The sequence below is a fragment of the Amycolatopsis sp. NPDC089917 genome, from assembly GCF_040684635.1.
Lineage (GTDB): Bacteria > Actinomycetota > Actinomycetes > Mycobacteriales > Pseudonocardiaceae > Amycolatopsis.
In genome coordinates, this window is the sequence record NZ_JBFBGL010000019.1 from 117,786 (window position 1) to 129,963 (window position 12,178).

The 12,178-nt window shown below is 70.4% G+C and carries 12 protein-coding genes; 5 read left to right on the top strand and 7 right to left on the bottom strand.

The features are described from left to right. Positions 1-63 precede the first annotated feature (63 nt). Both AB0N89_RS16605 and AB0N89_RS16610 read left to right on the top strand, forming a co-directional pair. Positions 64-948 carry a DUF58 domain-containing protein gene (locus tag AB0N89_RS16605; RefSeq protein ID WP_364205201.1) on the top strand — a complete coding sequence of 295 codons (885 nt, stop codon included), beginning with the start codon at positions 64-66 and terminating at the stop codon, positions 946-948. Then, entirely contained in the window at positions 945-1,925 is a 981-nt protein-coding gene (locus AB0N89_RS16610) for a VWA domain-containing protein (protein WP_093939340.1), read from the top strand. The genes AB0N89_RS16605 and AB0N89_RS16610 overlap by 4 nt, the downstream gene beginning before the upstream one ends. A gap of 34 nt (positions 1,926-1,959) precedes the next feature. Here the strand turns inward: AB0N89_RS16610 and AB0N89_RS16615 are convergent, their stop codons facing one another. Then, positions 1,960-2,421: a tRNA (cytidine(34)-2'-O)-methyltransferase gene (locus tag AB0N89_RS16615; RefSeq protein WP_364205177.1), complete on the bottom strand. Its 462-nt coding sequence runs from the start codon at positions 2,419-2,421 to the stop codon at positions 1,960-1,962. Positions 2,422-2,532: 111 nt separating this feature from the next. Here AB0N89_RS16615 and AB0N89_RS16620 point away from each other — a divergent pair, with 111 nt between their 5' ends. Further along, positions 2,533-4,128: an alkaline phosphatase D family protein gene (locus AB0N89_RS16620; RefSeq protein WP_364205179.1), complete on the top strand. Its 1,596-nt coding sequence runs from the start codon at positions 2,533-2,535 to the stop codon at positions 4,126-4,128. Here AB0N89_RS16620 and AB0N89_RS16625 read toward each other — a convergent pair. From AB0N89_RS16625 to AB0N89_RS16650, 6 genes are all read right to left on the bottom strand, one after another. After that, positions 4,116-4,547 carry a thioesterase family protein gene (locus tag AB0N89_RS16625; protein ID WP_364205181.1) on the bottom strand — a complete coding sequence of 144 codons (432 nt, stop codon included), beginning with the start codon at positions 4,545-4,547 and terminating at the stop codon, positions 4,116-4,118. The genes AB0N89_RS16620 and AB0N89_RS16625 overlap by 13 nt on opposite strands. Positions 4,548-4,606: 59 nt before the next feature. Then, on the bottom strand, positions 4,607-5,893 hold the full coding sequence (locus tag AB0N89_RS16630) for a lipase (protein WP_364205183.1): 1,287 nt from the start codon (positions 5,891-5,893) through the stop codon (positions 4,607-4,609). A gap of 101 nt (positions 5,894-5,994) precedes the next feature. Then, entirely contained in the window at positions 5,995-6,945 is a 951-nt protein-coding gene (locus tag AB0N89_RS16635) for a TAXI family TRAP transporter solute-binding subunit (RefSeq protein WP_364205185.1), read from the bottom strand. Next, positions 6,942-8,345: a HAMP domain-containing sensor histidine kinase gene (locus AB0N89_RS16640; protein ID WP_364205187.1), complete on the bottom strand. Its 1,404-nt coding sequence runs from the start codon at positions 8,343-8,345 to the stop codon at positions 6,942-6,944. Before AB0N89_RS16640 ends, AB0N89_RS16635 begins: the two co-directional genes overlap by 4 nt. A 3-nt stretch (positions 8,346-8,348) precedes the next feature. Then, complete coding sequence (locus AB0N89_RS16645) at positions 8,349-9,011, bottom strand: response regulator transcription factor (RefSeq protein ID WP_364205189.1); 663 nt, start codon at positions 9,009-9,011, stop codon at positions 8,349-8,351. Between the two features lie 16 nt (positions 9,012-9,027). Further along, complete coding sequence (locus AB0N89_RS16650; RefSeq protein WP_364205191.1) at positions 9,028-10,374, bottom strand: MFS transporter; 1,347 nt, start codon at positions 10,372-10,374, stop codon at positions 9,028-9,030. Between the two features lie 191 nt (positions 10,375-10,565). Between AB0N89_RS16650 and AB0N89_RS16655 the strand changes: the two genes are divergently transcribed. Both AB0N89_RS16655 and fabI read left to right on the top strand, forming a co-directional pair. Further along, the gene (locus tag AB0N89_RS16655) at positions 10,566-11,270 is read left to right on the top strand and encodes a beta-ketoacyl-ACP reductase (RefSeq protein WP_005150154.1); all 705 of its coding nucleotides are present in this window, start codon (positions 10,566-10,568) and stop codon (positions 11,268-11,270) included. A 49-nt stretch (positions 11,271-11,319) separates the two neighbouring features. Continuing rightward, a complete protein-coding gene (gene fabI, locus AB0N89_RS16660) occupies positions 11,320-12,087 on the top strand; it encodes an enoyl-ACP reductase FabI (protein WP_005150156.1) in 768 nt (255 codons plus the stop codon). Positions 12,088-12,178 lie beyond the last annotated feature (91 nt).

The window sequence follows — 12,178 nt, forward strand, 5'->3', positions numbered from 1 at the left end:
CGCGTGAAGAACGAGAAGGGCGAACGTCCTTCCTGGGCACCGCCGATCCTCCGCGGGGAGCGGATGGAGGCGGGCCTGCGCACACTCGAACTCGACGTGCGCCGTCGTCTCGACGGCCTGCTGCAGGGCAACCACCTCGGCCTGGTGCCGGGGCCGGGGTCGGAACCGGGGGAGGCCCGGCCGTACCAGCCCGGTGACGACGTCCGCCGGATGGACTGGGCGGTCACCGCGCGGACGACGAGCCCGCACATCCGGGAGACGGTCGCCGACCGCGAGCTGGAGACGTGGCTGGTGGCGGACGTGTCCGCGAGCCTCGACTTCGGCACCGCGTTGTGCGAGAAGCGCGACCTGGTCGTCTGCGCGACGGCCGCGGTCGCCCACCTGACCGGCGGCGGTGGCAACCGGATCGGCGCGCTCGTCTCCAACGGGGCGGGCAGCATCACGCGTGTCCCGGCGCGCGGCGGGCTCCCGCACGCGCGGGGGCTGGTCCGCAAGATCGCCGAGACCCCGCGTGCCGAGGAAGGCGTCCGCGGGGATCTCGCCGCGGCGCTGGAGAAACTGCGCCGTCCGCCCCGCCGTCGCGGGCTCGCCGTCGTGATCTCCGACTTCCTCGGTGACACCGACTGGCAGCGCCCGTTGCGCGCGCTCGGCGGCCACCACGACCTCATCGCCATCGAAGTCCTCGACCCGCGCGACATCGACCTGCCCGACGTGGGCACCGTCGTGCTGGCCGACCCGGAGACAGGGAAACAGCGCGAAGTGCACGCTTCGGCCTTGCTGCGCAAGGAATTCGGCGCCGCGGCGCACGCTCACCGGCAGGACGTCGCGGCCGCGCTGCGCCGCGCCGGTGCCGCGCATCTGGTGCTGCGCACCGATTCGGACTGGATCGCGGACATGGTCCGGTTCGTGGTGGCCCGCAAGCGCCGCTGGTCCGGTGGTGTCGCGTGAGCCTGACCGGATTCGCCTCGCCGTGGTGGTTCCTGCTCCTGCTGGCCGTCGCCGCGGTGATCGTCGGCTACGTGCTCTCCCAGCGCGCGCGGCGCAAGCGCACCATGCGGTTCGCCAACCTGGAACTGCTGGAGAAGGTCGCGCCGAAGAGCCAGGGGTGGGTGCGGCACGTTCCCGCCATCCTGATCGTGCTCTCGCTGCTGGTGCTGACCGTCGCCCTCGCCGGGCCGACGGCCGAGCAGAAGGTGCCCCGCAACCGGGCCACCGTGATGCTGGTGATCGACACCTCGCTGTCGATGGAGGCGACCGACGTCGCCCCGACCCGGCTGAAAGCGGCCCAGGAGTCCGCGCGGTCGTTCGCGCAGAACATGACCCCGGGCGTGAACCTCGGCCTGATCTCCTTCGCGGGGACGGCGACCGTACTGGTCGCGCCGACCACCGATCGCGGCGGCGTCGTGAAGGCGATCGACAATCTGAAGCTGGCGCAGTCGACGGCCACCGGCGAAGGGATCTTCGCCGCGCTGCAGTCGATCGAGAGCTTCTCGGCGATCGTCGGCGGCGCGGAAGGCCCGCCGCCCGCCCGGATCGTCCTGATGAGCGACGGCAAGCAGACCGTTCCCGACGACCTGTACGCGCCCCGAGGCGGCTACACGGCCGCGCAGGCGGCGAAGCAGGCCCAGGTGCCGATCTCGTCGATCTCGTTCGGGACCACGCACGGCTCCGTCGACATCGACGGCAAGCCCCAGGACGTGAAGGTCGACGACGAGTCGTTGGAGGAGATCGCCCGGCTTTCCGGTGGCGACTTCTACAAGGCGGCGAGCGCGGACGAGCTGAAACGCGTGTACGACGACCTCGGCGAGCAGATCGGGTACGAGCTGAAGGACGCCGACGCGAGCAGGCCTTGGGTCATCATCGGGACCTTGGTGCTGATGATCGGCGCCGCCGCTTCGCTCTTCCTGGGGCAACGCCTGCCGTGACGCGGCTTCCGCTCATGGCTTGAGGTGGCAGCGCTCAGGGGGCCGCGAAGCCGTTCTGCCGCCAGGCCTCGTAGACGCTGATCGCCGCGGTGTTCGACAGGTTCAGCGAACGGCTCGACGGCAGCATCGGCAGCCGCACCCGATCGGTCACCTGTGGGGACTCCTGGATCTCACGCGGCAGCCCCGCCGACTCCGGTCCGAACATCAGCACGTCCCCGGGCTCGTAGGCGACGTCGGTGTGCAGCCGGGTCGCCGAAGCGCTGAACGCGAAGACGCGAGCGGGCAGCAGAGCCGACCACGCCGTGTCGAGATCCGCGTGGACGTGGACGCGGGCGAGGTCGTGGTAGTCGAGCCCGGCACGCCTCAGCTGCTTGTCCTCCAGGGTGAAACCGAGCGGTTCCACCAGGTGGAGCTCGCAGCCGGTGTTCGCGGTCAAGCGGATCGCGTTACCCGTGTTGGGCGGGATTTCGGGGCGGTAGAAAAGGATGCGGAACACGAGGGTTGATCGTCTTTCGTTCACGGTCGCTTCGCCTGAGCGCGGCCGGGTGGCCACCAAGCCGGACGAGCATGAGGCCCGCCCGTGACCATCCCACCACAGGAGGGCTTCATGCCTTCGCTCCCTCACCCCCTGTCGCGGCGTCGCTTCCTCGGTTATGGCTCCGCCGGCGCGGCCGCCGTCCTGCTGGGGACCGGTGCCTGGAACGCCGCCGGCGCGATGCCGCTGGCCAGCGGCGCCGGTGACCCGTTCACCCTCGGTGTCGCTTCGGGCGACCCGTTGCCCGGCGGCGTCGTGCTCTGGACCAGGCTCGCGCCCAAGCCCTACGAGGCCGACGGCTTCGGCGGCATGCCGCGTACGCCGGTCCGCGTCGAGTACGAGGTTTCGCTCGACGAGCGCTTCCGCGCGGTGGTCCGCCGCGGCTCCGTGGTCGCCACGCCCGAACTCGGTCACTCCGTGCACCCCGAGGTCCACGGGCTCGCACCGGACCGCGAGTACTTCTATCGCTTCCGCACCGGTGGCGTCATCTCGCCGGTCGGCCGCACCCGGACGGCGCCCGTCGCGTGGTCGTCGCCGCGCGAGCTGAACTTCGCGTTCGCGTCCTGCCAGAACTGGGAGGCCGGGCACTTCACCGCCTACGACCACATGGCGGCCGAGGACCTCGACCTGGTCGTGCACCTGGGCGACTACCTCTACGAGAGCGGCGTCACCGGGGTCGGCCGCGGCACGCCGGTGGGCCCGCAGTTCAAGGGCGAGACCTTCGACCTGGCCCGGTACCGGCTGCAGTACGCGCTCTACAAGTCCGAAGCGCCGCTGATGGCCGCGCACGCCGCCTTCCCGTGGATCCACGTCAACGACGACCACGAGGTCGAGAACAACTGGGCGGGCGACCACTCCCAGGCCGACGACGAGCCGGACCAGGACCCGGCGGTGTTCCGCCAGCGCCGCGCCCAGGCCTTCCAGGCGATGTACGAGCACCTGCCGTACCGGATCGCGCAGCTGCCGAAGGGGCCGGACGCGCGTCTGCACCGGCGGCTGAGCTACGGCACGCTGGCCGACTTCACCATGCTTGACACCCGTCAGTACCGCGACGACCAGCCGTGCGGCGACGGCCAGTCGGCGAACTGCACCGAACGGTTCGACGAGGACCGCACCCTGCTCGGCTCGGAACAGCGGAAGTGGCTGCTCGACGGCTTCTCCCGGTCCCACGCGCGGTGGCAGATCCTGGGCAACCAGGCGCCGATGGGCCAGACCGACACCGACGCGGGCGAGGCGACCAACGTCTACCTCGACCCGTGGGACGGCTACGTCGCCGACCGCGACCGCGTGCTGGCCGCGGCACAGGACCGGGGGGTGCGGAACCTGGTCGTCATCACCGGTGACCGGCACCAGAACTACGCCTGGGACCTCAAGCGGAACTTCGGCGACCCGGGTTCGCCCACCGTGGCGAGCGAGTTCGTCGGGACGTCGATCACCAGCGGCGGCAACGGCGCCGACATGACGCCCGCCGGGGAGAACCTGCTGAAGGCCAACCCGCACATGAAGTTCTTCAACAACCAGCGCGGGTACGTCCGGGTCAACGTCAACCGGCAGCGGTGGCGGAGCGACTTCCGGGTGGTGCCGTTCGTGAACACCCCCGGCGCACCGATCAGCACGCGGGCCAGCTACGTCGTCGAAGACCGGCGTCCCGGCGTTCAGTCCGCCTGAGCGGGAAGGAGGGCGGCGTACACCTCGCGCACCGCCGCGGGTGGCGCCGCCTTCTTGAGCGTCGCGGGATCGACGAAGACGTAGCGGGTCGTCACTTCCGTGCACAGGTCGCCGCCGCGGGTGATCTCGAAATCGATGATCATCGATGTCGTGCCCAGATGATTCAGGAACACGGCGACGACCAGTTCGTCGTCGTAGCGGCAAGGCGCGCGGTAGCGGAGGTTCGATTCGGCGACGACGACGTCGACACCGTGCGCCAGTGCTTCTTCGTGGGAGCCGAAAAGGGTCTTCTCGACTTCGAACGTGGCCATGTCGACGTAGGCGAGGTAGTTCGCGTTGAAGACGATGCCCTGCCCGTCGCATTCGTGGTAGCGCACGCGCAGCGGCATTTCGACGATCGGTTTCCGTGGCTCCGTCACGGTTCCCAACCTACGTGAAGGCCGCCTTCCCCTGCCCGGGAAAGCGGCCTTCACGGGGCTCAATCGATGAAGTCGATGTTCGGGTAGCGCGGCGATTCGCGGTCGAACATGTGCTTGTCCCGTCCGCGAAGGTGCAGATCGAAGAACGCGCCGATGTACTCCCGTTGCGCGGCCAGCGACCGGCGGGGATCGATGGTGCCGATGACCGCCTCCCGCTTCTCCGGGGTCACTCGCGAACCCAGCTGCGGGACGACGACCTGCAGATCGCTGTACGCCATGTGGGTACTGCCACCACGCAGGAGCAGGTCCCGTTTCCAGCCGCGCTGGTTGGCCCAGAAATCCGCCCAGCTCCGGTCGAATTCGGGATGCCGGTGGGTGTGTTCGAGCGGTTTCCCGTCCGGGCCGATCCCTTCGGCGCCCATCAGCATGAACGGCCGATCCAGGCCGCGTTTCGTGACCTCGCCCGGTACATAGGGGCTCCCGGGCGGATAGCCGAACGCGGTCGCCATCGCGCCGTCCAGGTTGATCCCGGCGTCGATCCGGCGGTCCTGCACCATCGTTTCACCGGAGGTGAACCCGCCGTAGGAATGCCCGTAGGCGCCGACGCGGGACAGGTCGAGCGACCGGCCGAGATCGCGGGGGAGCGGCCGGTTCTCCGCGTCCGGGTTCTGGCCGCGGGCGAGCTTGCCGAGCTGGTCGAGAACGAAGCGGGTGTCGCCGACCCGCGCGTCGAGCGCCTTCTTCATGAACTCGGGGCCTTCACCCCCGCTCACCGCGGTTTCCAGCCGTCCGCCGGGGAACTCGACGGCCGCGCTCTCGTAGGTGTGCGAGAGCGAGACGACGACGTACCCGCGGCTCGCCAGGTCGTCGACGAGCGCCGTGTAGGTCTCCCGCGGACCGCCGAAGCCGGGGGAGAAGAGCGCGACCGGCTTCGGCGCGCCGTGCGCGGCGGGAACGCCGACCTCGGCGTTGCGCTTCGCCGATTTCCAGTCGATGGAGCCCGCCGGGAGATCGAGGTAGTCCTTGCCCGCCAGCACCTGGTCGACGACGGAACCCATGGCGGGAGTGAGCCAAGGCGCGCGCGGCCCGTGGGCGGACCGGTCGGCCGGGTAGGTGACGGTGACCATGACCTCCCGGCGCCGTTCCGGTTTCCACGGATCGGGGCGGGCGTTGTCGACCAGGTGGAGGTCGGTGGTGCCGACGTCGTAGTGGCCGGTGAGGGCGGGTGCGGTGAGTTCGACTTGCTGCGCCGCGACGGCGGGGGCGGCCGTGGCCAGGCCACCGGCGAGGGCGAGGCCCGCGACCAGCGCCGAACCCCGCACCACCCTGGTGTGTCTCGATGACACTGCTGGTGTCCTTCCGGATCGGGGCGGCCGGGTGGGCCGCCTGTTTCCGACCCTGGCAGTGCCTCGGTGCCACGCGCATCACTCTGGAGATTGAGCCGGACTCATCCGTGAAGGGCACGATAAGCCGAGGCGGCCCCAGGGTGCAGCGGCACTTTGCCGGTGCCGATCAGCGTCCGGACGTCGAGGAACTGGGTCCCGACGGCGGGCGCCGGGACGAGGTCGGCGGCGTGCGCGGCCAGCACCCGCGCGACGGCGGCCGCCGCGTCGTCGGGCAGGGAAGGTGCCGCGAGCAGCAGGTTCGCGACGCCGATAGTCCGTAGTTCCCCGACCCCTTGGTAGGCCTGCGCCGGGACGTGGACCTGGTCGTACACCGGGCCGTAGCCCGCGCGCAGGGCGGGAAGGTGCGCGTCGAGCGGGAGAAGCGTTATCGGGGTAGTGCGATTCAGGTCACTGAGCGCGGGCGTCGGGATCCCGCCGGACCAGAACAGGGCGTCGACCTCATGCGCGACCAGCGCGTTGATCGCCTCTCCGAGGAGGAGGTTCCTGGCGTGCACCGGGATTTCCGCACGGGCGAACAACCGCGTGCTGAACACCGCGACGCCGGATCCGCTCGCGCCCATCGCCACCGGCCGTCCGGCCAGATCGGCAAGGGACCGCACGCGGCCGTCGGCCCGGACCACCAGCTGGTGGTAGTTCTCGTAGACGCGGCCGATGGCCGAGAACGCGATCGGGACGGAAAACGGCTCCGCTCCGGCGAACGCGGACTCGGAGACGTCGCCGAGGACGAGCCCGAGATCGGCCCGGCCGTCGCGTAGCCGTCGCAGGTTCTCGACGCTGGCCTCGGTCTCGACGGCCGTCGCGCGCAGCCGCGGTTCCGCCCGGTTGAGCTGCTGGGCCAGCAGTTCGGCGAAGGCGAGGTAGAACCCGCCGCTCTCGCCCGCCGCGATGACGATCTCGCGTTCCGGGCCCTGGTAGCCCGACATCGAACAGCCCGCGAGCGTGGCCAGCCCGGAGAGTCCCGCGAGGAGCGCGGTGCGCCTGGTGACGGTCACGGTGCACCGCCTGCCACGAGCGGGAGTTCGACGCGGACTTCGAGTCCGTGCGGCTCGGCTTCGCGCAGTTCGAGTTTCCCGCCCCGGGCGAGCACGTGCTGGCTCGCGATCGCGAGTCCGAGGCCCGTCCCGCGTGGCGCGCCGTCGCCCCCGGCTCGCCAGAATCGTTCGGTCGCGCGTTCGCGGTCCTCTGTGGACAGTCCAGGACCGTTGTCGGACACGAAAAGCGTGGCGGTCGTGTCGCCGCTTTCGTAGCCGGTGGTGATGGTGGCGCCCCGGCCGGCGTAGTGCACCGCGTTGTCCAGCAGGACGTCGAGCACTTGGGCCAGTTCGCTTTCCGAGCACCGCACGGGCACCGGTTGGTCGTGGCATTCCGGCGCCGCGAGGTCGACTCCCGCGTCGTCGGCCGACGGGCGCCATGCGTCGACCCGTTCGGCCAGCACCGCCGGGAGGTCGCAGGGTTCGTCGCCGGATTCACCCGCGGCGAGCCGGGTCGCGGCGCTTTCGGCGAGTGCCAGCGCGAGCAGCCCGTCGAGCAGGGACTCCAGGCGTTCGACCTCCGCGACGGTCGCCCGGTACGCCCGCTGGCCGTCGCCGTCGACCTGAGCGGCCAGGGAATCCACCCGCAAGCGCAAGGCCGCCATGGGATTCCGCAGCTGGTGCGACGCGTCCGCGACGAGCCGCCGCTGCTGTTCGGACGCCTCGACGACGGCGTCGGACATCCGGTTGAACGACGTCGCGAGCGAACGCAGCTCCTTCGGCCCGGCCCGGTCGGGGACCTGGGCGCGATGTCCTTCGGTCACCGCCTGCACCCCGGTCTCCAGTTCGTGCAGCGGCCGGACCATCCAACGGGCCAGGAGGACCGCGAGCAGCACGAACACCGCCGCGACCAGTACCGCGCCCGCCACGATCGCCGCCCAGCTCGTGGCTACGCCGGCCGCCGCCGTGGTCACCGACGCGCGGAGCACGACCACCCCGACCACCCGCGTCCCGGTGCCGACAGGGCGGGCGAAGTAGACCGGATCCGCCGACCACGGGCTGAGCTGTTCGGGTCCCTTCGCGGGCTGGTTGCGCAGGGCGGACTCGACGAGCGAGCGCACGACGGGCTCCGCGGCCGTCATCCCGCCCGTTTCGACCAGCGGCAGTCCCCGCGCGTCGACCACCACGACGGCCTCGCCGTATAACGACGAATACCGTGCGGCGTCGGCCGCCAGCGTGGTCGCGTCGTCGGCGTCGACGGCCTGCTGGGCGAGGACGACGAACCGGTCGACGTCGGCGTTGCGGGCGATGACCAGCTGCTGGGTCCGCTGCGCGGCGGTCGACCCGAACAGCGGGATCGCGAAAGCGGCGACCACGGTCAGCGCGAGCGCGACGAGGACGACGAGCAGCCGGGTGCGCACCGCTCAGTCCCGGCCGAACCGGTAGCCGAATCCCCGGATCGTGGTGAGCAGCCCCGGCCGGTCGAGTTTCGCGCGCAGCTGGGTCAGGTGCACGTCCAGCGAGCGGGAGACGGCGAGGTACGCGTCGCCCCAGACCTCGTCCATCAGCTGCTGGCGGCTCACCGCGGTGCCGGGCCGGGCCGCGAGCACCGCCAGCACGGCGAACTCCTTGGTGGTCAGGCCGATGTCGGTCCCGTCGACCAGCACCCGCCGGGCCCCGAGGTCGATTTCGACGTCCTCGACGCGGACGACGTCGTCCTGCGGCGCGGCCGTGATCGCGGCGCGGCGCACCACCGCGTCCACCCTCGCCAGCAGTTCGGCGAGCCGGACCGGTTTGGTCAGGTAGTCGTCGGCGCCGAGCCGCAGCCCGCGCACCACGGACCGCTCGTCCCCGCGCGCGGTGAGGACCAGCACCGGCACCAGCGACACCTGGCGGACCTTGCGGAGCACGTCGAGCCCGTCCATGTCGGGCAGGCCGAGATCCAGCAGGATCACGTCGGCCTCGCGATGCCGGTGCAGCGCGTCGCAGCCCCGGATCGCGTGGGAGACGGTGTGGCCACGCGCTTGCAGCGTCTCGGCGAGCGCGTCGGCGACGCCGGCGTCGTCTTCGACCAGCAGCAACCGCATGACCACACCTTCCCGTCTAACGGCCGGACGCCGGCTCGGGCTGCTTCTTGTTGTCGAGCTCCGAGGTCTTCGAGGTTTCCCGCATTGTGCCGTACACGATGAGCGAAACCAGGACACAGCCCGCGACGTAGTAGAAGAACACCGATTCGTGGCCCGCTCCCTTGAGCGCCTGCGCGATGAGCTCGGCGGTGCCGCCGAAGATCGCCACGGTGAGCGCGTAGGGGAGACCGACGCCGATCGCGCGGATCTTCGTCGGGAACAGCTCGGCCTTCACGATCGCGTTGATCGAGGTGTACCCGGTGACGATCACCAGCCCGGCCAGCATCAGCAGGAACGCGAGCACCGGCTGCTTGGTCGCGCCCATCAGCGTCATGATCGGGACGGTCAGCAGCGTGCCGCCGATCCCGAAGAACATCAGCAGCGGGCGGCGGCCGATGCGGTCGGACAGCTTTCCGGCGAAAGGCTGCAGGATCGCGGCGACGAGGATCGCGCAGAAGAGGATCAGCGTGACCGTGCGGCGCGGGATGCCCGCGGTGTTCTCCATGAACTTCTGGCTGTAGGTGGCGAAGGTGTAGAACGACACCGTTCCGCCGAGGGTGAGGCCGACGACGAGCGCGATCTCCTTGGGGTACTTGATGAGCGCGCGCAGCGTGCCCTTGTCGCCCGCTTCCTTGCCGGTCCCGGACGCCTTGGCCTCCTCGAAGCTGGCCGACTCGTCCATCCCGCGGCGCAGGATCATCACGACGACCGCGGCGAGCGCGCCGACGACGAACGCGATCCGCCAGCCCCACGAGGTCAGCTGCTGCTCGGTGAGGACGGCCTGCAGCAGGAGCTGGAGACCGAGCGCCAGCAGCTGGCCGCCGTACAGCGTCACGTACTGGAAGCTGGAGTAGAAGCCCCGCTTGCCCGGAGTGGCCACTTCGGACAGATACGTCGCGGAGGTCGAATACTCGCCGCCGACCGAGAGCCCCTGGATGAGCCTGGCCACCAGCAGCAGGATCGGCGCGGCGATCCCGATCGTGGCGTAGGTCGGCGTGACGGCGATCATCAACGACCCCGTCGCCATCAACGTGACGGAAAGCACGAGTGCGCTTCGTCGCCCGAACCGGTCGGCGAACCGGCCCAGCATCCAGCCGCCGAGCGGCCGCATGAGGAAGCCGACGGCGAACACCGCCGCGGTGCCGAGGAAGGCCGCCGTCGTGTCCTTGGTGGGGAAGAAGGACTTGGCGAAGTACGTGGTGAAGGCGGCGTAGGCGTACCAGTCGTACCACTCGACCAGGTTGCCGATGGAGCCGCGCAGCACGTTGCCGACGACTCGCCTCTCGCTTGCGGGCGGCGACGCTTCGCCGATCCGGGTTGTCATCTTTGACCTCCTGTGTTCCGGCTCACGGTGAACAATCCGTGACGGCCGGGCAAGGTTTCGGCGCGGTTCCTAACATCCGCTTAGGACGGTCGCGGTTACCCGGAGGTAGGGGTGGCGCGGCTCCGGCGCGCGGCGGGCGAGCCGATAGCCTCAGAGCCGTCACGGACGAAGACGAGGCGAGGAGAGCTGAAGTGGGACGGTCGGTACTGGTCACCGGCGGCAACCGCGGCATCGGTTTGGCGATCGCGAAGGACCTCGCGGCGCAGGGACACAAGGTCGCGATCACGCACCGCGGTTCCGGCGCGCCCGACGGCCTCTTCGGCGTGCAGGCCGACGTCACGGACGCCGAGCAGATCGACGCCGCCTTCAAGCTCGTCGAGGAGCACCAGGGCCCGGTCGAGGTCCTCGTCGCGAACGCGGGCATGACCGACGACACCCTGCTCATGCGCATGAGCGAGGAGCAGTTCACCCGCGTCGTGGACGCCAACCTCACCGGCGCCTACCGGGTCGCCAAGCGCGCCTCCCGCGGCATGCTGCGCGGCAAGTGGGGCCGCTACATCTTCATCTCGTCGGTCGTCGGCCTCACCGGGTCGGCCGGGCAGGTCAACTACGCTGCGAGCAAGGCCGGTCTCGTCGGTCTCGCCCGCTCGCTCGCGCGTGAGCTGGGCTCGCGCAACATCACCTCGAACGTCATCGCCCCCGGCTTCGTCGCCACGGACATGACCGACGAACTCGGCGAGGACCGCAAGAAGGAGATCCTCGCCCAGGTTCCCTCCGGCCGGTACGCCGAGCCGTCGGAGATCGCCGCCGCCGTCCGCTACCTCGCCTCCGAAGAGGCCGGTTACGTCAACGGCGCGGTGCTGCCGGTCGATGGCGGCCTCGGCATGGGCCACTGACGTCCCCGTTTTCCCGTACTGATCGAAACCACTCCGGACTGGAGGTCCCGTGCCAGGACTGCTCGAAGGCAAGCGCCTGCTGATCACCGGCGTCATCACCGACGCCTCGCTCGCGTTCCACGCGGCCAAGATCGCGCAGCAGGAGGGCGCGAAGGTCGTGCTCACCGGCTTCGGCAGGCTGTCGCTCGTCGAGCGCATCGCCAAGCGTCTCCCCGAGGAGGCGCCGGTGCTGGAGCTGGACGTCACCAACCAGGAGCACCTCGACTCGCTCGCCGACCGCGTCCGTGAGCACGTCGACGGTCTCGACGGGGTGCTGCACTCGATCGGGTTCGCCCCGCAGTCGTGCCTCGGCGCGCCGTTCCTGGACGCTCCCGGCGAGGACGTGAAGGTGGCCGTCGACGTCTCGGCGTTCTCCTTCAAGTCCCTCGCCGTCGCGACCTTGCCGCTGCTCTCGCCCGGCTCGTCGATCGTCGGCATGGACTTCGACGCTCGCGTCGCGTGGCCCGTCTACAACTGGATGGGCGTGGCGAAGGCGGCGCTGGAGTCGGTGAACCGGTACCTGGCGCGCGACCTCGGTCCGAAGGGCATCCGGGTCAACCTGGTCAGCGCCGGTCCGATGAAGACCATGGCCGCGAAGTCGATCCCCGGTTTCTCCGAGCTGGAGGAGGGCTGGGGCGACCGCGCGCCGCTCGGCTGGGACAGCTCCGACCCGGACCCGACGGCGAAGTCCGTCTGCGCGGTGCTGTCGGACTGGCTGCCCGCCACGACCGGCTCGATGATCATGGTCGACGGCGGAGTGCACGCCCTCGGCATCTGAGTCCGCGAGTACATGAAGGCCCCCTTCCTTGCGCCAGGCGCAAGGAAGGGGGCCTTCATGTACTTCAGGGGAGGACGGCGTTCGCGACGTG